This is a genomic window from Mesorhizobium huakuii (assembly GCF_014189455.1).
Classification (GTDB): domain Bacteria; phylum Pseudomonadota; class Alphaproteobacteria; order Rhizobiales; family Rhizobiaceae; genus Mesorhizobium; species Mesorhizobium huakuii_A.
In genome coordinates this window covers 2,804,950-2,828,750 of sequence record NZ_CP050296.1, presented here as the reverse complement: position 1 = coordinate 2,828,750, position 23,801 = coordinate 2,804,950, and the positions used below count along the sequence as shown (strand labels likewise).

At 64.5% G+C, this 23,801-nt stretch carries 10 protein-coding genes and 1 pseudogene; 5 read left to right on the top strand and 6 right to left on the bottom strand.

The window, feature by feature from the left end:
• Nucleotides 1-98: 98 nt before the first annotated feature.
• Both HB778_RS14040 and HB778_RS14035 read right to left on the bottom strand, forming a co-directional pair.
• Complete coding sequence (locus tag HB778_RS14040; RefSeq protein WP_183464413.1) at nucleotides 99-893, bottom strand: COG4705 family protein; 795 nt, start codon at nucleotides 891-893, stop codon at nucleotides 99-101.
• Nucleotides 894-1,038: 145 nt separating this feature from the next.
• Complete coding sequence (locus HB778_RS14035) at nucleotides 1,039-1,296, bottom strand: hypothetical protein (protein ID WP_095202610.1); 258 nt, start codon at nucleotides 1,294-1,296, stop codon at nucleotides 1,039-1,041.
• Nucleotides 1,297-1,562: 266 nt separating this feature from the next.
• Here HB778_RS14035 and HB778_RS14030 point away from each other — a divergent pair, with 266 nt between their 5' ends.
• Nucleotides 1,563-2,198: a methyltransferase family protein gene (locus tag HB778_RS14030; RefSeq protein WP_183464412.1), complete on the top strand. Its 636-nt coding sequence runs from the start codon at nucleotides 1,563-1,565 to the stop codon at nucleotides 2,196-2,198.
• A gap of 225 nt (nucleotides 2,199-2,423) precedes the next feature.
• Nucleotides 2,424-3,479 carry a peptidase C39 family protein gene (locus HB778_RS14025; RefSeq protein ID WP_183464411.1) on the top strand — a complete coding sequence of 352 codons (1,056 nt, stop codon included), beginning with the start codon at nucleotides 2,424-2,426 and terminating at the stop codon, nucleotides 3,477-3,479.
• Nucleotides 3,480-3,693: 214 nt separating this feature from the next.
• On the opposite strand, the gene HB778_RS14020 is transcribed toward HB778_RS14025, so the two are convergent.
• On the bottom strand, nucleotides 3,694-4,179 hold the full coding sequence (locus HB778_RS14020) for a hypothetical protein (RefSeq protein WP_183464410.1): 486 nt from the start codon (nucleotides 4,177-4,179) through the stop codon (nucleotides 3,694-3,696).
• Nucleotides 4,180-4,401: 222 nt separating this feature from the next.
• Here HB778_RS14020 and HB778_RS14015 point away from each other — a divergent pair, with 222 nt between their 5' ends.
• Entirely contained in the window at nucleotides 4,402-4,767 is a 366-nt protein-coding gene (locus tag HB778_RS14015) for a RidA family protein (protein WP_095202613.1), read from the top strand.
• 32 nt (nucleotides 4,768-4,799) lie between these two features.
• Nucleotides 4,800-6,035, top strand: coding sequence for an amidohydrolase/deacetylase family metallohydrolase (locus HB778_RS14010; RefSeq protein WP_183464409.1), 1,236 nt, complete (start codon nucleotides 4,800-4,802; stop codon nucleotides 6,033-6,035).
• Between the two features lie 167 nt (nucleotides 6,036-6,202).
• On the opposite strand, the gene HB778_RS14005 is transcribed toward HB778_RS14010, so the two are convergent.
• From HB778_RS14005 to HB778_RS13995, 3 genes and pseudogenes are all read right to left on the bottom strand, one after another.
• Nucleotides 6,203-7,993 carry a flavin-containing monooxygenase gene (locus tag HB778_RS14005; RefSeq protein ID WP_183464408.1) on the bottom strand — a complete coding sequence of 597 codons (1,791 nt, stop codon included), beginning with the start codon at nucleotides 7,991-7,993 and terminating at the stop codon, nucleotides 6,203-6,205.
• A 504-nt stretch (nucleotides 7,994-8,497) separates the two neighbouring features.
• Nucleotides 8,498-9,451, bottom strand: a pseudogene (locus HB778_RS14000) (M24 family metallopeptidase); the annotation flags it as partial.
• A 473-nt stretch (nucleotides 9,452-9,924) separates the two neighbouring features.
• Complete coding sequence (locus HB778_RS13995; protein WP_244661909.1) at nucleotides 9,925-10,506, bottom strand: invasion associated locus B family protein; 582 nt, start codon at nucleotides 10,504-10,506, stop codon at nucleotides 9,925-9,927.
• A gap of 314 nt (nucleotides 10,507-10,820) precedes the next feature.
• Between HB778_RS13995 and HB778_RS13990 the strand changes: the two genes are divergently transcribed.
• Nucleotides 10,821-23,789 (top strand): hypothetical protein, encoded by a 12,969-nt coding sequence (locus HB778_RS13990; RefSeq protein WP_183464407.1) that lies wholly within the window; start codon nucleotides 10,821-10,823, stop codon nucleotides 23,787-23,789.
• The last annotated feature ends 12 nt before the right edge of the window (nucleotides 23,790-23,801 follow it).

Below are 23,801 nucleotides of genomic sequence, written 5' to 3'. Positions count from 1 at the left end.
TCATTGCCGATATCGGCCACAGGCTATCACCGGCATGGGCCCGTTCCTAGGATGCAGGATGGCCTTGGCCGGGTAGCGCTTTCCCTTCCTTCCGAAGCCTAGTCCGACTCCAGCAGGATCTCATCCGCATCGCCGGCGGTTTTCTTCAGCGTCATGTAGAGAACCAGGGCGACGATGCAGCCGAGGAAGATCATGCTGGTGGAGGTGGTGCCGAAACCGAGGCCGCCATATTCGACTGGCTGCGACAGAAGATCACCGAAGGAGGCGCCAAGCGGGCGCGTCAGGATATAGGCCAGCCAGAAGGCCAGGATGGCGTCCAGGTTGACGAGATAATAGGCGAGCGCGATGAGCCCGATGACACCGCCGAACATGAGGCCCGACGTCAGATAGCCCATGTCGAAGCTCTCGGCGACGAGATCGCCGGCGGCGGTACCGAGCGAGAAGGTGAAGAGGATCGCCAGCCAGTAGAAAATCTCGCGCCTGGTCGTGAAGATGGTGTGGATCGAAAGAGTCCGCTCGCTGGCGTACCAGACCGCGAATGTCGCCGCGAGCGCTACCGAGAAGGCAATCGTCGTCGTCTGCAGGCGCACGCCGAAGGTGTCGACGAGGTTGTCGGTGATCAGCGTGCCGACGACGCTGATCAGCACCACCGCCAGCCAGTAGGCCCAGGGCACGTAGCGCTTCTGCGCGAACTGCAGGACAAGGGCGACGATCAGCACGCCGGTCATGATCAGCGACGTGACGGTCAGGCCAAGCCCGAGGTTGACGGCGAGATAATCGGCCGCCGTCTCGCCCATGGTGACCGCCATCAGCTTGATCAGCCAGAAGTCGAAGGTGACGTCCGGAACCCTGTTCTGGCTCGGTCCGGCAGACTGCTTGTTGGTCGGGAGCATGGCTGAAGTCCTGAGGTTGATGGTTGCGGTGGGATGAAAGCGCATCGCGAGGGATCCGTGCGATTCGCCCCTATTTCATGCATGTCATGTCTCAATCGCTGAACACCCTCGGGTGAGGCCCGAGGGTGCTTTGGATGGCATGGATTTACTTGCCCATGACTTTCATCGCCTGGGCGAAGAAGTCGTCGGCGCGCTTGTCGTCATCCGCGTTGCAGCGCTCGATGCCCTTGGTCTCCAGTTCCGAGACCTTGTTCTTGTCGGCGTCGTTGAGCTTGGCTGCCGCTTCAGCGGCACGAAGGGCCTTCAAACTTTCCTCACAAGGCGCGGGGGCCGCATAGGCAGTGGAAATCGCGGCCGAGACAGCGAGGGTGCCCACTGCGACGGCAAGTGCAAATCTTCTCATGAAACCATTCCCTATCTGATGCCGGTGGCCCGGCTGCGGTAATTGAAGCCGACCCCTAATTCGCGGACCGGCATCTGAACGATAAGGAAGCGACTTCACTCCAGCCTGTCCCGGGGCATACAAATTCGTAAGGATGGAGCTGGTTGGCGCAAAAGGCCTTTACGAACGCCGCGCGTTGCGCTGATAGAAAGCGATCGCCTTGTATCCGCCATCAATGGCGTGCCCCAGTGCGCCGGCACCGCAATCCGTGCCCCAGGAAAACACGAATGACCTATGCTTCGCTCAAGCCGGTTTCAAAGGCCTTCGTGCAGCGCAAGCGGCTGATCTTCGTGCGGGCGGCGGCGGTGCTGGCGGTGCTGCTGCTGCTCCTCACCAAGCCGGCGCTCGCCGAGGGCTCGGACGGGCACGAAACACTGGAATTCCTCGGCTTCTGCCTGGTGCTCGCCTGCGTCGCCGGCCGGCTGTGGAGCATCCTCTATGTCGGCGGCAAGAAGAATGAGGAACTGGTTTCGGCGGGACCGTTCTCGATCAGCCAGAACCCGCTCTATTTCTTCTCGACGGTTGGCGCGATCGGCATCGGTTTGCTCTACGGCTCGCTGGTGGCGGCAGCGGTGCTTGGCGTGGCCAGCTTTCTCATCTTCCGCGTCACGGCGCGCAAGGAAGCCGAATATCTGCTGGGCAAGTTCGGCCCGGCCTACATCGCCTATACCAAGGCGACGCCGCGGTTCTGGCCAAACCCGCTGCTCTACCGCGACAATGACGAGCTGCAGTTCTCGACCCGGGCGCTCAAGCGCACCTTCTATGACGGGCTCTATTTCCTTGCCATCTTCCCGGCCATCGAGCTGGTCGAATACTTCCGGCATACGGGCCTGCTGTTCCCGGCCTTCATCACGCTCTACTGATCAGCCATTACCCGGCTGATCGGCGCCAGGAGCGTCACCGGTTTCAGGCGTAACGCAGCGATCTTTGCCTCGGAGCCCGCCTGTGGCATCGTGCCGACATGATCACCTGCATCAAGCGGCTGACATCGGGCTTTGTGCCGCCGGGCGCGGTGATGGTCCCGACCGCCTCTACCGGCAGATCGCGGAGAAGGTGAGGGCCGGCCGGTTTCGAACGGAGATGACCCCATGCCAGCTTCGCCGCTGACCAGCAGGGCCAGCGTGACAGTCTTCACCGCCGAAGACGCATCCGTCTGGGCGGGCCTTGCGGCGGCGGTGCCGGCAGTGATCGGCGATCGTCTGGCCGTGCTGCGGGAGATTGCCGGCATCACCGGCGTGGCGCAATACAGCGAGGGCCGCCTGGAGGCGATCGTGATCGGCCAGCGCCGGCCAGTGGCCGCGATGATGCGCATCGCCCTGTTCTGGTCCGCTCCGGGCTTCATCTCGGCCGACGGCCCGCGCCTGCTGGAGGCGCTGGAGACGGAGGCGCTTGCGCAGGACATTCTGTGCCTGCGCGCGGACGAAGACACGGTGCTGCGCATCGGCGGCCAGTGGGAGCGCCACGACGGTTTTTTGCAGCGCTGGATCGGCAACGAGCCGACCAGCCGGCAGGAGCACGTCCCGCCATCCTGGCCGCAGACGGTGGGTTTTACTTGCGGACCGTCGGCGCTGGCCATGGCGATGGCCGGGATCGATCCAGCCTTGCGGCCGGACCGGGCGCTGGAGGTCGAGCTCTGGCGCGAGGCCACCACCATTATCGGTCCGAGCGGCCCGGGCGGCTGCGACCCCTATGGCCTGGCGCTGGCGGCGCACCGGCGCGGGCTGCGGGTCAAAATGTTCATGAGCAGCGCCGAACCGATCTTCCTCGACCGCGCCGCCTCGGAGGAAAGGCGCGGCCTGATGCGTTTCGTGCAGGCCGGCTTCAAGCACGAGGCCGAAGCCGCGTCATTGCCGATCGAGCCCCGCGCCTTTGCCATCGAAGAGATCGGCCATGCGCTCGATCGCGGCTTTCTGGCACTGGTGCTGATCGATCAGGCCGTGATGATGGGCCACATCTGCCCGCACTGGGTGCTCGTCCATGGCTATGGCGACGGCGTCTATTTCCTCAACGATCCCTGGATCGAGCCGGACCGGCTTGAACTGCCGATGGACGTTATCGACCTGCCGGTCAGGGCGGCGGAACTCGACCGGATGGCCTGGTACGGCAATCCGGCCTATCGGGCGGCGGTGCTGGTCGGACGATAACGTTCGGCGGGATTAGCAGAGGGCTTCCCATTGCTTCGTCATCCTATGGCGAAGCAAGGAGCGCAGCGACGCGGCGCAGACCCCTGGAGCTGCTCCGCCCTACGATGACGAAGTCGGGAGGGGCTCGGCTAATCGCGAACGTCTATGATAAGCCGACGAACGAGCGACGGAATCCCGCTGCCGCAACCTCCAACCGGCCCCTGCTCAAGCGCACCTAGCTTCCCAGCGGATACGGCATGTAGCCGACGAAGCCGGCGATCTTCCAGTTCGCGCCGACCTTCCTGCAGAAATACAGCGTTTGCCATTTCAGCCGGTCGACGCTGCCGTCGGCTTTGGCGATGGAGCCGTCAAACTTTTTGTGCAGCACGGCGCGGTCGCCGTCGACATCGATGTCGCGCAGATTGGTGACGCGAAAAATCGCCTCGCGCAGCGGTTCGGCGAATTTGGTCGCCGCCGTCTCCTCGGCCTGGCGCAGCCACTCGTCGCGGTAGACCTCCAGCCTTGGGAACTGCAGCCGCCAGGCATCGGCATTGGCGAGAAAATGCGCGTGCATGCCGAAGAAGCTTTCGGCGATGAAATCATTCTCGACCATCGACCAGTCCTGGCCGATGAAGGCGTCGATGTCGCGTCGCACCAGCATCTCCCATAGCGCGTGGCGGTCGGCGTCTCCAGACGGAAACGGGTTCTTGTCGAAGGTCATTCTCGGTCTCTCCGGTCCTGCACAGGCATCGGTCCGCTGCGGCTTGAAAGCCGTCCGGCAGGCGCGCACGATGCAAGCGCTCTTGTGATAAAGCAACGCGAATTTCGAAGAATGTTGCTTTCCAACAGGGGCCCTATCGGGGCCGCCCCGATCGCGGTAAATCTGCGCCGAAGCGGGCGCCGCCTTGGGTCGCCCCGTCGCGTCATCAGAGGAGGCAATCCCTTGCCCAAACAGACTTTTGGAACATCCCATGTGCCGCTGTCGCCCGCCGTGCGGGCCGGCGACTTCGTCTATGTTTCGGGCCAGGTTCCGGTCGGCAGCGACGGCATCGTGGTCCAGGGCGGCATAACGGAACAGACCGAGCAGGTGCTTGCCAATGTGAAGGCGGCACTCGCGCTGGCCGGCTGCACGTTGGATGATGTGGTGAAGACCACCGTCTGGCTGGAGGACGCGCGCGATTTCGGCGCTTTCAACGCGGTGTATGGCCGGCATTTTCCGAAGAATCCGCCGGCCCGCACCACGGTCGAATCGCGGCTGATGATCGACATCAAGATCGAAGTCGAAGCCGTCGCCTATCGGCCTGTTTGAGACGACAAGGCAACGAAGCGGAGGTTTCCCCCATGCAATTCGACCTCCTGCTGAAGGGCGGACGGCTGATCGATCCGGCGGCCGGCATCGACGCGCCGCGCGATGTCGCCATCGCCAATGGCCGTATAGCCGCGCTCGACGCCGATATTCCGGCGGAGCGCGCCAATCAGGTGGTCGACGCGACGGGTTGCATCGTCGCGCCCGGGCTTGTCGACCTGCACAGCCACGTCTACTGGGGCGGCACTTCGCTCGGCGTCGATGCCGACCGGCTCGCCGCCAAGAGCGGCACCACCACCTTCATCGATGCGGGCAGCGCGGGCGCCGGCAATTTCCTTGGCTTCCGCCGCCATGTCATGGAGCGCTCGAAGGTGCGCATCCTGGCCTATGTCAACATTTCGTTTGCCGGCATTTTTGGTTTCTCGCAGACGGTGTCGGTCGGCGAGTGCAGCGATCTGAGGCTCTGCGAGCCGCGCGAGGTGGTGGCTGCGGTGCGTGAGCACGCCGATGTCGTGGTCGGCGTGAAAGTCCGCTCCGGCAAGCATGCCGGCGGCACCAGCGGCATCGCGCCGGTCGACCTGGCGCTGGAGGCCGCAGACAAAGCCGGCCTGCCGCTGATGGCACATATTGACGAGCCGCCACCCGGCCGCTCGGAAGTGCTGCCGCGCCTGCGCCGGGGCGATATCCTCACCCATTGCTTCCGGCCATTCCCCAATGCGCCGGTCTTCGCCTCCGGCGCGGTGCGGCCCGACATGCGGCTGGCGCGCGAGCGCGGCGTCATCTTCGATCTCGGTCACGGCATGGGCTCGTTCGACTTCGAAGTCGCGCGCGCCATGCTGGCCGAGGGGCTGGCGCCTGACGTCATCTCAAGCGACGTGCATCTCTACTGCGTCGATGGTCCCGCCTTCGACATACTGGTCTGCATGTCGAAGCTGCTGGCGCTCGGCATGCCGCTGGTCGAAGTGCTGCGCGCGGCGACGCAAGCGCCGGCGCAGGCGATCGCGCGGCCGGATCTCGGCACGCTGGCGGTGGGCACCGTCGGCGATGTCGCCGTGCTTCGCCAACGGTCGGGCCGCTTCACCTTCGTCGATGCGGTCGGCGCCGCGCTGGTAGCCGATCAGCGGCTGGTGTCGGAAGGCATTGTCATCGGCGGCACCTGGTGGCCGAACGAGGCGGTGAACGATCTGAGCGAGACCGAGCGTTTCGAGGCGCATGCCGACCATACGCATGTCGAGGTGGCGGCCCGGCATTTCGGGCATCGGCACGAGTGACGCTGCGTGGCCTTCCCTTCTCCCCTTGCGGGAGAAGGTGGCCTCGCGAAGCGAGGTCGGATGAGGGGTGCTCCAGCTTGGCGCCGACGGCACTCCTTGGCGCACCCCTCGTCCGTCTCGGCGCTGCGCGCCGATCCACCTTCTCCCACAAGGGGAGAAGGAAAGACCTATCGCTCAGCGTTGCTCGGCTTCCCGTAAACCGGCGTTGCGATACCCTCCATCCGCGCCTTGATCTGCAGCGCCACATATTTCGAGTAAAAGCGCGACAGCGCCAGATTGCCGCCGTGGAACCACAGCGCTTCCTGCGCCGTCGGTCTCCACATGTTGCGCAGCTCGCCTTGCCAGGGGCCGGGATCGCCCTTGACGCCGGAGCCGAGACCCCAGCAGGGGCCAACCTTGTCGGCGACTTCGCGTGAGACAAGTGCTGCGACATTTTCGTTCATCGACTGGTAGCCGGTGCAGGCGACGATGGCGTCGGCCTCGAGCTCGCTGCCGTCCTCGAACAGGATACCTTTCGCCGTCAGCGACTTGATAGCGACGCCGCTGCGGATGCCGATCTTGCCGTCGATGATCAGGTCGGAAGCACCGACGTCGATGTAATAGCCCGAGCCGGTGCGGTAGGCCTTCATCAGCAGGCCGGTCTCGTCGTCGCCGAAATCGATGGCGAAGCCCGAGGCGCGCAAGCGGTCGTAGAAAGCCGCGTCGCGTGCCCTGATCACCTCGTAGAGCGCGCGCTGGCCCTTGGGCACCAGCGCGAAAGGCGTCGAGGCGACGATCATGTCGGCCTTCTCGGTGGTGATGCCGCGCGCCAGCGCGCTTTCCGAGAAGATCTCGAAGCCGACCTCCATCAGCGTGTCGGATTTGACCACGGTGGTTGGCGAGCGCTGGATCATGGTGACGTCGGCGCCGCTTTCCCAGAGGTCGACGCAGACATCGTGCCCCGAACTTGCCGCGCCAATGACGGCGACCTTCTTGCCGCGGAATTTGTCGCCGCTGGCATACTGGCTGGAATGCAGCAACTCGCCCTTGAACGCACCGGCGCCGGCCAGGTCGATCTTTCGCGGCGGGCCGTAAGCGCCGGTGGCGAAGACGATGTGTTTCGGCCTCAGCGTGATCTGCCGGCCGACACGGTCGACCACCACGGTCCACTCCTTCTGCGCCTCGTCATAGGAAGCGCTGAGGCATTTGGTGGCGACCCAGTAATTGAGCTCCATGACGCGCGTGTACATTTCCAGCCAGTCGCCCATCTTGTCCTTGGGCGTGAACACCGGCCAGTTTTCCGGGAATGGAATGTAGGGCAGATGGTCGTACCAGACCGGGTCGTGCAGCACGAGCGTGCGGTAGCGGTTGCGCCAGGAATCGCCGGGCCTCGCGTTCTTCTCGATGACGATGGTCGGCACGCCAAGCTGCCTGAGCCGTGCGCCCAGCATGATGCCGCCCTGGCCGCCACCGATGACCAGGCAATAAGGTTGCTCCGAAGCGCCAAGTTCGCGCGTCTCGCGTGCCCGCGCCTCCGACCAGGTCTCGCGTTCGGGGTCGGCCTTGTGGCGCACGCCGAGCGGCCGCGCCAAACCCTTGCGCTCCTCGAATCCCCTGAGGTCGGTCATCGCTGTGAAGAATGTCCGGCAACGGCCGTCACGCAGCCGCAGGATGCCCTGGCCGGAAGCCACAGCGGTCTCGAAGGTGAACCAGGCTTCGATCGTGCCTTCGTCCGAGGTCGCTTCGCCGGTGAGCTGCCATGCGGTGGGCTTTGTCGTCGCCAGCGTTGCCTTGAGCATGGCGGCGATGGCCTCGCGGCCTTCCATGGTGGTGACGTTCCAGGTGAAGGTCAGCAGATCGCGCCAGTAGCAATCGTCGACGAACAGGTTGCTTGCCGTCGCCGCGTCGCCGGCCGCAAGCGCCTGCGCCAGGGAGTCGAGCCATGCGGCGGCCTGTTTCGTCGGGGCTATTTCGAGCATTCTTTTCCCTCTTGCTGCGTGCGACCAACCTAAACTGAGATGGTAATTGTCAAACCCGCCGCTGCAAAGCGTTGCCGCGGTCCAGAATTTTTCTCCGTTGCGCCCGGCGGCCAAGGTCCCGACATGGATTCCTTGGGCTGCGGAGCAGCTCCAGGGGTCTCCGCGACGAAGCTTCGCTCCTGCTCCGCCCGCGAATGACGAAGATAGAGGGGCTTCGGCTAAACCTTCAGGGTGTAGATTTGAATCCCCTGCTACCCAATCCCCTCCAGCCGCCTCGGCAGCCGGTTCATCGGCCTCGGCCCATCCGTCGTGATCAAAAACTGGTCCTCGAGATTGAAGCTGGCGAGGCCGTCTATGTAGAGCGGGATTTCGAAGGCCAGCACCATGCCGGCTTCGATGACGACATCGCTGTCGGCGGCGATGAACGGCCATTGTTCGGAAAAAGACCGACTGCCCGACGCTATGGCCGAAATGGCCGCGGCGGTAGGAGGGCAGGCCTTGCCGCGCCAGGCTCTCAGTGGTGACGCGGTGGACATGGGCGAGCGTGTTCCCCGGCACTAGCGCCGCCAGCCCGTCCTCGAAGGCGCGCTCGGCGATCGTATGCAGCTCCGCCTGGTCGGCGGATGGCGGCCCGAAGGTGAAATTGCGCGACATGTCGGAGGCATAGAAACCGACCGTGCAGACCATGTCGCATTTCAAGGGATCGCCGGCCACGGCCCTGGCATCGGCGCCCTTGGCGCGAGCACCCAGCGTTACATATTCGGCCGTCACGACCGGATGCGACAGCCCGGCGGCCGCCTCAGTGACGCCTTTGCGGTAGAGCGCGATGAGGTCGGCCTGGCGCATGCCGGCCATCGCATCCACCTGCAGCCGCTCGAGCCCGGCTTCCGAGAGAAAGATGCCTTGCTGCAGGAGGTCGATCTCGCGCTCCGATTTGATAGCCCGCAGCCTGTCCAGGACCGGTGAGCCGTCGACCATCGGGCAATCCGGCAGCAGCGCCTGGATAGAAGCGAAATCGGCGGCTGGAACAAAGTCCAGATCGATACCGAGCGTTGCGCGCGCCAATCCGAACTCGTCCAGCAGAAGCTGCAGCTGGCGCACCGAGCCGGCGAGGTCGAAGGTGGCGGGACGGGAGAAATCCGGCGCGCGGCCGAGCGCGGCCAGGCCGGCCTCGATCCGCTCGGCCAGGGGGAGCCCGTGCGTGGCAGTCTCTACCGGCACCGATTCGATCCAGATCGGGTGCGAACGCACGACCGCTCCGGGCGCGGCGAGCCGCAGCTGCGCCGCGTTGAAGTCGGCGGCGACGACACCGATCGGCAGGTCTGGTTTGGCCGGGATGACGACGAAGCCGCCGCCGGCGCGCCGGAACAGCCCCGCCGGGCCGATCCAGGCGCCGGTCGCATAGTGGAAGGCCTCGGGCGCCGACAGCACAAGTGCTTCGATGCCGGCGCGTTCCATCAATTGCGCGGCGCGCTGGCGGTCGACAAAGCCTGTCATGAAACCTCTCCGGATGTCCGAAACGGCAACGGAGCATTGCGGGCGCGGACAATCAAGGGCTGAATGGGAGATCCGGCGGCCGACAGATCGCGCATTAGCTGGTGCTGCAGGCGACTGCAACGAAGACCCCGTGGGACTTGATACACCCCATCTCTTTCCAGGCGTTGGCGCCGCCCCTCACCTGCCTGCCGGCATCCTCTCCCCGTATAGTGACGGGGAGAGGGAAGCTGTTATCAACGGTTCCGCCAACCACAAGCGTCGCAAGAAAGAACGGCGAGGTCGCGGCAGCTATTTTCTCCCCGTCACTATACGAGGAGAAATGCCCGGCAGGGCAATGAGGGGCGGCGCGAGCTTCGGCAATCGGCCGCCTCTGCCACTGGTTAGGATTGTTGGATGCCCTATGACTGTCGCAAGACAGCGAACGGCAATACCCGCTACTTGATCGATTCCAGCTTGGCCACCGCGGCGCCGAAGCCTTTGAGGGAAACCGGGATGGTCACCGGCTTGCGCGTCACCGATTCCATGCCGATGTTCAGCGTCGTCCCCGACTTCATCGCCTTGGCCAGTTCCGGCGCCACCGGCACTGCGGCATAGGCGCCGTTCTGGTCGCTGGTCTGGATGGCGACGGTGACTTTCTTGCCGCTGTCGACCTGATAGCTGACGCCCGACGGCAGAAACAGACCATGCGGCAAAGCGAGCAGCATGGCCAGGCTGCCATTGGCGCTGTCGCGGCGCACGGTCACCGTCAGCACACGCTGGCCTGTCTTGGCTTCGGTGAGGTTCTGCGAGACCTGGCACTGAAGCTCACCGGCCGCCGAGTCGCTGGAGCAGTTCACGGCCCATGCATTGGCGTCGGCCGGCTTGGGGCCGGCGTCCTTGGATTGAGACTGTTTGGATTGGGCCTCTTTGGCGGTGTCCTCGGCAAGCGCCGGGCCAAGAGAAGCCGCCAGCAGCCACAGAGCAGCCGATGCCGCGACCACGCGGAGTAGATTAGTCTTCGCTAAAGTAATTGCCATGTTCTTCATTCCCCACAGTTTTCCTTGCCCCGGCAGGTATTCTCCTGGAAAAGGCTTGATACAACAAGGGCGGCTGCTCCGAAAGCCGAGTCCCCGCAAAGCAAGCCGGCAAATCTACTGTGGCAATATGCCCACAGGACAGAACTTTGAGGCCCGACAACAACACTCACAACGTTCCGGGCTCGCTATACAATACAATTTGCGTAAGAATTAACACGCGGGACGTGTAGTCCCAGAAGGACTCGCCAGGGATGGGAACTACCGAGAAGTCTCGGCAAGTTGGTGGGATGGTGGCGCGTGGGGAGGGTTTCCACGTGCGTGCCGTCCATCGTCGTTCGCGCATTGTAAGCCATCTGTGGAAGACGACGGCGTTGACGACGCTGGCGCTTGGCCTTTCAGGCGTGGTTGCCCATGGCGACCCCGATGGGCTCTGGCAGCCGCAGATCCGCGCCATCGTCGGCGCCGACAACAATGGCGGCAACGCCGCGCTCGAAGGCTTCATCCCGATCAAGCAGACGGCCGAATCGGTGCTGTTCCTGGATGTCCGGGCCAAGCACGATTTCAAGGATGCTTCCGGCCAGGACATCGGCCTCGGCATTCGACGCATCGTCAATCCCGACCTGATGCTCGGCGGCTACGCCTATCTCAACGTCGAGAACTACAACAGCACCCAGTTCACTGCCGGCACGCTGGGCGTCGAGGCGATCACGCCGAACTTCGACGCGCATGTGAACGTCTTCGTGCCGATAAAGGGCGACTCGACGGACCATTCGACCAGCTCGACGCTGTCGATGGTCAGCAACCAGCTGATCGAACAGATATCGGTGCTCGACCACCGCGACTACGCGGCCTGGGGCATCGAAGGCGAGATCGGCGCCCAGGTGCCGATCAACCTGCCCGACAAGCATTCGCTGCGGCTCGACATTGGCGGCTATCATTTCGAGGACCCGCACGGCGACGGCGGCAGCGTCACCGGCGCCAAGGCCGGGTTCGAATACACGATCGGCGATGTCTTCGGCAGCGGCACCGAACTGGTGCTGGCCGGCGAGGTCCGCGACGACAATCGCGACCACACCCAGTTCGCCGGCAGCGTGCGGCTGAACATCCCATTCAACCCCGGCCATGGCGCGGACACAACCGGCGCTATTGGCGGGACGGACCCGGTCTATCCGGTCAGCGAAGGCCTGCGCAAGCGCGTCAACGAACGCGTGCGCGGCGATATCGGCGTCCGGATCCAGTCGCAGGACAAGACCGGCGGCTCGACGACGCGCGCCGCCATCAACGCCGCCACCAATGCGGCCTTCGGCAAGTTCTATTTCGCCGATGGCGGCCTGGCGGGCGCCGGCACGCAGGCCGACCCGACGACGCTGGACGACGCGGTCACCAAGGCCGGCAGCGGCGGCTTCATCGTTGCGCTCGGCGGCAATGGCAACATCCAGACGCCCGGCCAGACGCTCGCCGCCGGCCAGACGCTGATCGGCGGCGGCGAAAGCGTCACCGCCAAACTGTTCGGCGGCGGCACAGCCACCTTCAACCTCGGCGGCAGCGACGGCACGATCCAGGGCACCAACGTCGCCAACAACGTCATCACGCTCGGCAACGGCAACACACTCAACGGCATCACCATCACCGGCGGCGCCGACGGTATCTTCGGCAACAACGTCACCGGCACGACGCTGACCAATGTCACAGTGACGGGTGCTGGCGGGAACGGCGCCGAATTCAAGGGCAATTCGACCAATGTCAGCGCGTCCAATTTCACCGCGACCGGCAACGGCCTCGACGGCCTGCATATAGAAGACAACGGCACCTACAATTTCACCGGCACGACGCTGCTGCAGAGCAATCTCGACGACGGCCTCGATATCACAGGCCAGGGCACCTACACCTTCGCCATCGTCAATGCGCTTGATAACACCGATCGCGGCATCACCGTGCAGGGCACGTCGACCGGCGGCACGTTCACCACCACCGGCGGCACGGTGTCGGGCAATGGCGGCACGGCCGTCTTCATCGACCCGATCACCGCGCATGTTGTGCTGGATTCGATCACCCAGACCGGCGGCACGTCGGGCGTGGTGCTCGACCATGTCTCGGGCAGCTTCACCGTCAACGGCGCGACGACGATTTCAAACACGACGGGACCGGCGATTGCCATTAGCGATTCGCCGGCGACGATCCGCTTCGGCGACATCAACATCACCAATCCCGGCGCCGACGGCATGTCGTTCAGCGGCGTCAACGCGGCGGTGGTGGCCGGCAACATCGTCATTTCCGGGCTGGGCGTCGGCACAGGGCTCGATTTCTCCGGCAGCCAGACGAATTTCACCGCGCAGTCGCTCAACATCAGTGGCCCGGGTGCCGCCGGCACCATCGGCATCGACCTCGCCAACACTATCGGCGGCGCTTCGATCATCATCACCAATGGCGGCTCCATTTCGGGCGTCGACACCGGCGTGCGCCTCGGCATTTCCGGGTCGCTCGCCAATTCGGCCAATGCCCAGTTCAGCTTCGGCGGCGGTTCGATTGCCGGCATCACCGCTTCGCTCGACGCCCGCGGCCTCAACCAGACGCTCGGCCTCTATGCGTTCGGCTCGACCACCTTCAGCGGTCCGCAGCTGTTCGACGTGCAGAATGTGATCTTCATCGGCTCGTCGGCCACAGGCAGCGGCGACGGCTCTTCGCTGACGAATCTGGCCACGGCCGCGACCGCCGACGCCATCACCGACAGCGACGCCATCTTCGTGCTGGTCAATGACGGCACGTCCATCGATGCTTCCAACGGCTTCTCGCTCAGCGACGGCCAGACGCTGGCGTCGTTCGGCAATGGCCGCTCTTTCTCGCTCGGCGGCGTGCCGATCAATGTTACCGGCGCCAATGTCCAGCATGACGTGGCCATCTCGGACCCTGCCGGCGCGGCGACGCTGACCAATTCCGGCTCCGGCGCTGTCGTCACGGCGGCCAACGGCAATTCGCTGCTCGACTTCAACATTTCGGGCGGCAGCGACGCGGGGATCAGCGCGACCTCGATCAACGGCCTGACGATCCAGGGCGTGACCGTCAGCAATGTCGATGTGGGTCTTTTCCTCGGCAGCGTGACCGGCACGGTTTCGGTCGACAATCTCAATGTCCAGAATGCGAGCCAAAACGGCATCGAGCTTGTCGCCTCGAGCGCGATCGTCAATTTCACCGGCAACACGACGATCGGCAATGCCACCAATGCCGGGCTGTTCGCCAACAATTTCGACGGCACCGCCACTTTCGACGACCTCGATATTACCGGCGGCGGCATAGGCGTCGGTATCGTCAACGACTCGAGTGGAACCCTGACTTTCGGGGCCGCGAGTTCCATCACCAACACAGGCGATTTCGCCTTCGACATCAACGGTTCGGCGCCCAACGTCACCTATAACGGCACCATCAACCAGGCCACTGCTGCAAATGCGGTGAATATCTCCAGCATGACCGGCGGCACCGCCACCTTCGCCGGCAAGATCACCGCCAGCACCGGTGCGGCCAATGCAATCGACCTCACTAACAATGCGGGCGGCGCGATCAATTTCACCGGTGGTCTCGATCTGACCACGGACGGCGGCTTCGCCTTCAGCGCCATCAATGGCGGCACGCTGACGGTGACCGGGTCGGGCAACACGGTCAACACCGGCGCCGGCTTGGCGGAAAAGGGCATCCAGCTCGGCGGCGCCGGCGGTCTGACGATCGGCGCTGCCGGTGTGACGTTCGCCAGCGTCACCGTCGATGGCAACGGCGGCAACGTGGCGACCGGCATCGTCATCGAGAACACCAGCGGCGGCAATGTCACCTTCGGCGGCGTCAACATCAGTCGCGTCATGGGCGATGCCATCCGTCTCACCAATGTCGCCAGCGGCATCTACAGCTTCAATGGTACGACGACCATCGCGGCCGTCGGCCTCTTGGGTGACGGCTTCGTGGTGCAGGGTAGTGCCGCCACCGTAAATGTCGCCAACCTGGTGACGACGGAGGTTGCGGGCGCCGATGTCAGCCTGACCAACAACACCGGCACCATCGCCATTGGCGGCACCATCACCAATAGGGGCTTCGTCGGCAACGACGGCGTCGTCGTCTCCGGCGGCACCGCTGCGATCACGGTCTCGGCCGATATCTCCAGTTCGACCAGCACGCTGGGCACGGCGGTCAAGGTCGACGGCATCAGCGGCGGCTCGGTGGCCTTCAGCGGCGCGATCAATTCGACCGGCACCGGCAATCTCTTCGCGATCGGCTCGATCACGGCACCGACCGGCGGCGCGATCAGCTTCACCGGCTCGACGCTGTCGGCGACCGGCGGCGGCGGCGCTGTCATCGCCGGCCTTGGCGGCACTGCGACCTTCAACGCCACCGCGCCTCTGACGGTCACCAACCCGACCGGCAACGGTGTGTCTGTCTCAAACGTCGCCAGCGGCGCCAGCGCCACCTTCGGCTCGGTCACCGTGTCGGGAGCCGGTGGCAACGGTATCGATATCGGTGGCGGCGGCAGCAATGCCGGGGCGGTAACGTTCGGCACGACCTCGGTCACTCTGGGCTCGGCCGCCAACACCGCCGGCATCAATTTCAGCGGCACCAACAACGACGTCACCTTCGGCACGACCACCGTGACGATGGGCGCCGGCGCCAACCAGACCGGCATCGACTTCAGCGGTTCGTCCACGACGGCCGATTTCGGCCTGACCACCATCACCGGCACCGGCGACCTCACCTCGCGCGGCATCGACCTGTCGTCGACGACAGGCACCAAGACCATCACCTTCCTGCGCGGCTCCAGCATTTCCAATGTCGGTGTCGGCGTCGAACTGTCGTCGGGCGGCACCACGGCGACTTCGGCCAATGCCAATTTCACCTTCGGCGACGGCAATGCGGGCAATGGCCTGCAGTCCTCCATCAGTGCGGCAGCCGGCGGCTACACCGTCAACACGATCGGGCTCGATCCGACGCTCGGCAATTATGATTTCGACGACGTGTTCTTCACCGGCAGCGCCCATCTGGCCAGTGCGGTCGGCGGCGTCATCATGGTCTCACAGAACGGTGGCGTCATCGCCGCCGGCACGGACGGGCTCAGCGCCGCGGTGACCACGATCTCGGTGGCCGCCGCCGATGCCATGGCCGGCACGCAGACCTTTGCCTTTGTCGGCACCGTCGATCTCAGCGGCACGCCGTTCACGCTGGATTCGGGCCAGTCGATCACCGGCTTCGGCAACAACACCTCCATCCTCACCTCCGGCACCATCCAGCCGGTCAATGTCCAGGGCAATCTCGGCGCCACCGGCGGCAACGTCACCGGCAATGAGGGCGTGGTCACCGGCACGGGCGACTTCCTGCATCTACTCGGCAGCAACCAGGTGCGCAACACCGCTTTCAACTTCAGCGGCGCCAGCGGCTCGGTCTTCACCGTCGATCAGAGCGCCGGCGGCTTCAACAATGCCGGCGGCATCATCATCGATGGCGTGACGGTCAGCAACGTCGCGGCGGGCCAGACAGCGTTCAAGGTCGACAACCTCACCACCAATGTGTCGATCACCAACAACAACATCAACGTCGCCGGCACGCTGCTCGACGCCAATGGTGGCACCGGCAACATCACGGTCACGCGCGGCAACCTGCCCAACAGTGGGCCGGCGGGCACGCTGACTGGCGGCGGCATCTCGATCGCCAACCGCACCGGCGGCCTCGTCAATTTCACCGACAAGGTGACGGTCGGCGGCAATGGTGTTTCGCTCACCAACAACACCGGCGCCACCGTCACCTTCGCCGATGTCGACATCACCACCAACGGCGCGACGGCATTCAGCGCCACCGGCGGCGGCACAGTCAATGTCACGACGGGAACGATCAACGCCACGAATGCTCAGGCAGTGGCGCTCGACAGTATCGCGGCCGCTATAAACTTCGCCTCGACCAGCGCGACATTCGCCGCGGGCAACGGCATCGACCTGCAAAATGTCAGCGGCTCGGCGAGCTTCGGCACCGGCACGCTGACCAACACCGGTTCGGGCACGTCGTTCAATGTCGGCTCGGCGACGGCAGCCAGCGGCGGCGACGCGACCATTTCCTATGGCGGCACGATCGCCACCAACGGCGCCGGCGCAGCCGTCTCGATCCAGAGCATGACCGGCGGCTCGGTGACGCTGTCGGGCAACCTCACCGACAGCAACGCCGTGGCCGGCGGCAACATCCTCATTGCCGGCAACCATTTGGCCACCATCACCTTCTCGGGCACGACGAAGCAGATCAGCTCAGGCACGACGGACGGCGTCAACATCGGCTACCCCGGCGGTTTCCCGAGCGGAACCGCGAGCCCCAACACCAACTCGACGATCGATTTCACCGGCGGCGGCCTCGACATCACGACGACCACCGGGGCGGGTTTCGCGGCGATCGGCAGCGCCGGCGCCCCCTCCACTGTTACCGTCACCGGTACTGGCAACAAGATCAATTCCGGCGGCGATGGTCTGCTGGTGTCCACCACCAATGTCGGCGCTGCCGGTATCACCTTCGACAGCGTATCGGCCGTCTCGACGTCGACCGGCGCGGGCGTATTGCTCCAGACCGCCGTCCTGGCGGGCGACGTCAACATTGGCGGCCTGAAAGATACAGGGCACGTGGGCGCCGAGCTGGCCGAACTGAGCGGCGCCGGCGTGGTCAATTTCACCGGCACGACCGATCTCGACGTCAGCTCCAAAGGGTTCGATATCGGTGGGACCCAGGTTGGCACCATAAACATCGCCAATGTCGCCGGATCCACTCTGACCATCGATGGCGCCCAGGTCGGTATCCAATTGGCGACCCTAGCCGGCACCGTCAACGTTGGCGGCAATGGCGGCACCGCCAGCATTGGCGCGACGACAAGCACCACCGGTTCGGCCATAACCCTTTCCGGTGGCAACAACGCCATCAATGCGACGCTGAACTACAACGGTTCGATCAAGGTCGATACGGGCTCGGTGCTGCAAGCCAGCGGCGGCGACTGGACCCATCTGAACATGAGCGGGTCGGTCGTTTCGACCACAGCAGTGGTCCTGCCGGGGACCGGAGCTTTCGCCTTCTTCGGCGATGCCGACGGCGTGTACAATATTTCGAGCACGATCAATCATACCGGCACGGCCGTCGGCGTGCTGTTCGACGGATCGTCCGAGGGGACGGTCACCTTCTCCGGCACGTCGAAGATCTTCAACACCGCCGGCGGCACCAACGGCGCCATCGTCAAGGACCCCAGCATCGGCGCGGGCCAGGGCACGGGTACGCTCAACTTCACCAATGGCGGCCTCGTCATCACCACCTCGAGCGGCGCCGGCTTCACCGCCAGCACCTTCGGCGCCGGCACGGTCAGCGTCACCGGCTCAGGCAACACCATCACGACGACGACCGGCACCGCGCTCGACCTCGCCAACGCGACGGTCGGCGCCGGCGGCGTCGCCTTCGATTCCATCTCGGTCAATGGTGCGGCAACCGGCGTCTCGCTCAACAATGTCAGCGGCGGCGGCATCATTCTCGGCGCGGTCAACCTGCAGGGCATCACCTCGCGTGGCTTCGATGTGGCAGGCACGCTCGGCTCGCCGGTGAGCATCCTCGGCGGCCTCAACATCGGCCTGGGCGCCGCCAACGCGATCGGCCTCGATCTCAACGGCGCGGTCATCAGCACCGGCATCACCGCGGGCGATTTCGACGTCGACGGCGGCGGCTTCGCCGGCACGATCGGCATCGACATGGCCGGCACGACGGGCGCAGGCACGATCCAGCTCGGCGACACCGTCAACAACAACCCGGCCGGCCAGACCTCGACCATCGCCAATGTCGGCTATGGCGTGCAGTTCTCCAGTGCCACCAACGCCCAGCTGGTGTTCGGCGACGGCCAGGGCCCGGCCGAATCGTCGATCGCCACCACCGGCGGCCAGGTCATCCACGCCACCGATAGTTTGCCGACATCGGGCGACTACAATTTCAACGACGTCAATTTCACCGGCGACACCGCGAACCTGGCATCGATCCAAGTCTACTACGTCGATCTGGACGGCAACGGTTCGGGAACCGGCGACGGCAGCCTCGCCAACCCGGGGAGCCTCGCGCAGGCCCAGGCCTCGACGGCCAACGTCGTCGTTCTGATCGACAAGAACGTCGACGGCGGCCAGGAAACTCTCAACTTGAGCGGCGGCGGCACGTTCAACCTCGATGACGGGCAAGTGCTGCTTGCCTTCAAGAGCGGCGACGCGGCCGTCGATGTCTCGCAGCTCGGTGTCGACGCCAGCGGCGGCGCATCCGCGGCTTTCCACTTCACCACGATTCAAAACACGCCGATCGTCTCGGCACCGGCGGGTATCGACACGCTGCGGCCGGTGCTGCAGAGCAACAACGCCACCTCGGTGATCAATTTTGCCACCAGCGGCACCGGCACCTTCACCGGCGGCATCGGGAACCTGATCGTCCGCAATCTCGGCACCGGCACCGGCGTGGCCGTCAATGCGACAAGCGCCTCGAACTTCATACTCCGCAACAACGACATCGCGGCCGGTGGCAGCGCGCTCGACTTCTCCACGACCGGCGCGCCGGCCAATACGCTTCTGCTTTCCATCGACGGCAACACGCTGAAATCGACCGGATCCGCCCTGGCGGCAACCTTCTCCGGCCAGAACATCAATGCGACGGACAACTCGATCGCGATCAGGTCGTTTGCCGGCAACAAAGTGACCGGCGGCACCGGCGGCGGCATCACCTTCAACAATGTCCGGTTCGATTCCGACGGCGCCGGCGGCACGGTCAGCGCCGGCACGCTCGGCGTCGGCAATCCCGGCGCGCGGGTGCAGGGCGATGGCCTGAGCTTCACCAACACCAGCGGCACCCTTGACCTGGGCACGCTCAGCCTCGCCAACAATGGCGGCACCGGCGTCCTGGTCAACACCAAGGGCGCCGGCACGATCTTCACGCTGAACAGCAGCGGCGGCGTGGTCACCACCAACAACGGCGCTGCGTTCGATCTCGATCCGCTGACCGTCAACATGACGTTCACCAGCGTTTCCTCTGTCAATAATCCCGCCGCCAACATCGCCAACGGCATCATCTTCGACGGCGTCGCCGGCACCTTCACCGTCACCGGCGCGACAAGCATTACCAACACGACGGGCTACGGCATCGATGCCATCAACACCAACACCGGCACCTTCAATTTCAACACGGTGACGGTGAACAATGCCGCCACGACCGGCGGCGGCATCCATGTCGCGACGGGCACGCTCAATGTCACCGGCCTCGCCAACATCGATACGACGAGCGGCGGCGGCGTCTTCCAGGAAGGCGGCAGCACCAGCTTCACCGGCGGCCTGACCATCGACACCACCAGCGGCGACGGCTTCCTCGGCATCGCCGCCGGCTCGATCACCGTAAGCGGAACCGGCAACACGATCACCACGGCAACGGGCCGGATCATATCGCTTCAGACCGCCGTGATCGGCGCCGGCGGCATGACATTCAACACGCTGAAGGCGACGGGAACCGTCAGCGGCGGCGCCGGCGTGCAGCTCGCCGGTGTCTCTGGCGGCGCCTTCAATGGCGGCGCCCTTTCCGTCGCCGGCGCAAGCAACAACGGCCTGATCGTTCAGAACAGCACGTCGTCAGCGATCAATTTCGACAGCGTGGTCGTCAGTTCGGCAAGCGCCAACGGCATCTATGTCATCAACACCGTCACCGGCCCGGTCACCATCGGTACAGTGACGATAGACAATACGGTCGGCGCGGGCGTGCGCGTCGAGAACACGTCCGGCACGGTCAACATCAATGGCGGCTCGATCGGCGCTACCAACGACCCGACCGGCTCCGCTGTCCAGGTAGTCGGCGGCGCCGCGACCTTGAACGTCGCCGCCTCGCTCACCAAGACCACCGCAGGCAAGATCGTCGACATCTCCGGCGTCACCGGCGGCACGGTCACCCTGTCCGGCGCGCTCAGCGCCAACACCGCCAGCGACAACGGCATCTACGTCCACGGCAACACCGGCGGCATCTTCAATTTCAACGGCGCCATGACGCTCGGCACGGGCACCAACACGGCGGTCAATCTGGACACCAATGTTGGCGCCACCGTCAATTTCGTCGGCGGCATGGGGATCACCACCAGTTCCGGCCTTGGCTTCGGCGCCACGGGTGGCGGCACGATCAACGTCACCGGCACCAACACGATCCTGACGAGCTTGGGCGGCCAGATCCTGGCCTGGAACGGCATGACCGTCGGCGGCAGCGGCGCCACCTTCAGCACGCTGACGGCGCAGACCAAGGTCGCAGGCACAAGCGATGCGGTCAATTTGACCAATGTCGGCGGCGGTATCTTCAATGGCGGCACGCTCAGCGTGCCGGGCGGCACCAATTCCTTCGGCCTGTTCCTCAGCGGCACCAGCGCAACGGTGAACTTCGCCAAGGTGACGATCGCAAATCAGACGGGCACGGCAACCGGCGGCGGCATCAGGATCGACAACAACACCGGCGCGGTCACGATCAGCGACAATACGAGTGCGATCGGGGGCTTCGGCGCTGTCCAGGGTATCGGCATCGACATCAATGGCGGCTCCGGCGACGTCACCATCGCGGCGTCTGTGTCGAAGGGAACCGTTGCCAACAACGTCGTCCAGATCAGCGGACGTACCGCTGGAACCGTCACGCTCAGCGGAACCCTGAGCGCGGACCAGAGTGTGGGCACCGCCAATGGCATCGACGTCAGCAACAACACCGGCGGCACGATCACCTTCTCCGGCGCCGGCAGCGCGCTGAACACCGGAACCACCACCGCCGTCAACCTGACCAACAACACCGGCGCAACGGTCAACTTCACCGGCGGCGGCCTGGCGATCACCACCACCAGTGCAATCGGCTTCAACGCCACCGGTGGCGGCACCATCAATGTCACCGGCGCAGGCAACACCATCCAGACATCGTCGGGCCAGATCCTGACCTGGAACGGCGTCGCCGTCGGCGCCAGCGGCGTCAATTTCAGCTCGCTGCAATCGACCGCTTCGGTCGCCGGCGACGCGATCAATCTGACCGGCGTGACCGGCGGCACGTTCAATGGCGGCGCTGTTAGTGTGGCCGGCACGTCCGCCGGCGGCGACGGTATCGAGATCAACGGCTCGAGCGCCACATTCAACTTTACCTCCGCCACGATCGCGGCGACCGCCGGCAATGGCATCCTGCTCAGCGGCGCCAACGGCGCGGTGACCTTCACCACGGTGACGATCGACAACACGACGCTGGCCGGAATCAGGATCGACAACAACACCAATGCGGTCAACGTGAATGGCGGCTCGATCGGAGCGACGAACGACCCGACCGGCGTCGGCGTCGACATCAATGGCGGCACGGGCGCCGTCACCATCGCCGCGTCGGTGACCAAGACCACGGCCGGCAATGTCGTTCAGGTCAGTGGCCGTACTGCCGGAACCGTTGCTTTCAGCGGCAGCCTGAGCGCCACTGGCGCCGCCGCCAACGGCATCGACGTCAGCGGCAATTCCGGCACGGCGGTGATCAATTTCTCGGGCACCAAGACGCTCAGCACCGGAGCCAACACTGCCGTCAATTTGGCCAGCAACACCGGCGCGACCGTCAACTTCACCGGCGGCGGTCTGGTCATCAACACCACCAGCGGCACCGGCTTCAACGCTACCGGCGGCGGCACGGTGACGGTGCAAGGCACCGGTAACACGATCACGTCGACGACCGGCACGGCGCTTAATGTCGTCAACACGAACATCGGTTCGGGCAATCTGGTGTTCCAGAGTATTTCGGCCAACGGCGGCACCAACGGCATCGTGCTCAACACTACGGGCGCGGCTGGCGGCCTGACGGTGACGGGCACCGGCACGACGGCCGGCTCCGGCGGGACCATCCAGAACACGGTGCAGGGCGCACTGTTCACGTCGACGAGCAACCTTTCGCTCTCGAACATGAACTTCACCAATGCCAACAGCGGCGATGGCACGGTCAACAACATCGACACGGCGACATTCAACAGCGCGGCCATGGCCGCCATCAACATGAGCGGCGTGTCGACCGCGACGTTCACGAACCTCGCTGTCGTCGGCAATGGCGGCACCGGCGGCGCGCAGGTAGGCATCAACGGCCAGAACGTCTCGAACCTGACGATTGCCAACAGCACGGTCACCGGCTTCGGCGATGAGGTGGGCGAGGGCAACGTCAAGCTCTGGAACCTGTCCGGCACCTCGGCGGTCACCAATTCGACATTCGGTTTCGTCCCCGGCGATTCGACGGGCGGCGAGAACCTGTTCGAAATCCGCAACACCACCGGCACGCTGACGCTGAATGTCACCGGCAGCACGTTCCAGAACACCAGGGATTCCGCCAACGGCTCCGGCGGCATCGCCATCACCACGACCGGCACCGCGACCGCGACCGTCAATGTCTCGAACAGCAGCTTCCTCAACATGAAGACTTCAGGCTTTGAAGGCTTCGCCAAGCAGACGTCGACGTTGAATGTCAACATCACCGACGGCGGCACTGTCGGCAACGGCAACACCTTCGATCCCACCGGTACCAATCAGCTCAGCCGCGCCATTGGGCTCAATGCGCAGGACACCGCGCATCTGACGTTCAACATCAATCGCAACAAGAAGATTTATGGCAGCGGCGGGCCGGTCATCAACATCTACGGCCAGGACAGCGCGAACATCCAGGGCCGCATCGACGGCAATGGCGATATCCAGAACAACAACACGGCGGCAAACTCCGTCGGCGGTCCTATCTTCATCCACACCACCAGCACCGCCGCCACAGCCGCGATAGAGATTATGAACAACACCATCATAAACAATGGTGGAAGCCCGTCTATTGAGGCCGATGTCGTCGGCCAGGGCGGGGCTAGCGACCACGGGACGATGGATATCACGATCGTTGGAAACACGCTTACATTCGCTGGCAGGAACCTCACCGATGTCAACACGTTTAATGATGGCATCTATCTGAGCAGCGGTGCCAGCAACTCTGATGCGACGATCATGACCGCCAATATTCAGAACAACACAGTCACGGGGATCACCGCCCAGAGCGGCAGTGTTGGTTTGGCCATCGCCAATAGCGGTGGGTCGGGCGCCTTCGTTTACCTGGAAGGATTTACGACCGACGGTGTGACGACTTGGAACAATCGCGGCAATACGCCTGCGGGATCATACGTCGACATCTTCAACGTGAATCCAGTCGCCGCGATCCCGGCTGGCCACAATGGCGGCCATACGATTACACCGAGCAACCCCAATCAGTAATCGCCGCAATGT

Bases quoted from the DNA above. Each gene is read 5' to 3' on its own strand.
- HB778_RS14020 (WP_183464410.1), bottom strand. From the start codon at position 4,179: ATGACCTTCGACAAGAACCCGTTTCCGTCTGGAGACGCCGACCGCCAC.
- HB778_RS14005 (WP_183464408.1), bottom strand. From the start codon at position 7,993: ATGCTCGAAATAGCCCCGACGAAACAGGCCGCCGCATGGCTCGACTCC.
- HB778_RS14025 (WP_183464411.1), top strand. From the start codon at position 2,424: ATGCCAGCTTCGCCGCTGACCAGCAGGGCCAGCGTGACAGTCTTCACC.
- HB778_RS14010 (WP_183464409.1), top strand. From the start codon at position 4,800: ATGCAATTCGACCTCCTGCTGAAGGGCGGACGGCTGATCGATCCGGCG.
- HB778_RS14035 (WP_095202610.1), bottom strand. From the start codon at position 1,296: ATGAGAAGATTTGCACTTGCCGTCGCAGTGGGCACCCTCGCTGTCTCG.
- HB778_RS14030 (WP_183464412.1), top strand. From the start codon at position 1,563: ATGACCTATGCTTCGCTCAAGCCGGTTTCAAAGGCCTTCGTGCAGCGC.
- HB778_RS13995 (WP_244661909.1), bottom strand. From the start codon at position 10,506: ATGGCAATTACTTTAGCGAAGACTAATCTACTCCGCGTGGTCGCGGCA.
- HB778_RS14040 (WP_183464413.1), bottom strand. From the start codon at position 893: ATGCTCCCGACCAACAAGCAGTCTGCCGGACCGAGCCAGAACAGGGTT.